The sequence below is a fragment of the Sphingobium chungbukense genome, from assembly GCF_001005725.1.
GTDB classification, from domain to species: domain Bacteria; phylum Pseudomonadota; class Alphaproteobacteria; order Sphingomonadales; family Sphingomonadaceae; genus Sphingobium; species Sphingobium chungbukense.
The window spans coordinates 1-509 of sequence record NZ_LBIC01000040.1; the positions used below are offsets into that span (position 1 = coordinate 1).

A 509-nucleotide genomic window follows, 5' to 3' on the forward strand; every position below is an offset into this window, starting at 1 on the left:
GTCTCGTGCAGGGGCCGGAGCGACGGCAGATCGGCATAGTGGCGCGCCGCCACCTCGCGCGAGTGGCCGACCGCGAAGCGGGTCATGTGCCCCTCGGTCTTGGTGTACCATAGCGCCTTGTGGGTCTTGCGTAGCCGGGAGAGCAGCAGGTGGAGCGGCTTGCCGTCGTCATCGCTGATGCCATGGCGCAGAGCCCAGGCTGCAAGTTGGTGCTTGAGATCGAAAATGCCGCCGCGAAGGCCGCCGACGTTGTGATAGGCCCAGAGGCAATCGTCAGGCAGGTGCTCGCGGGCGGCGGCGGTGGCGTCGATCAGGCGACGGATCAGGCCGCCGGGAGTGCCGCTGCCGCCATCGCGCACCCGCATGCTCTTGTGCTCGGCGCCGCGGGCGCGGCGCTTGAGATAGCGCAGCTCCACCGTGCCGGCATGGGGGTTGGTGAGACAATCTGTGGTCAGCGCCTTCAGGCACTCGGGCTCGAGGCGGTATCGAGCGTGAGCAGCACGAGCAGC

1 pseudogene is annotated in these 509 nt (G+C 68.6%); it reads right to left on the minus strand.

The window, feature by feature from the left end:
• Window positions 1-509 (minus strand): annotated as a pseudogene (locus YP76_RS28505) (hypothetical protein); the annotation flags it as partial.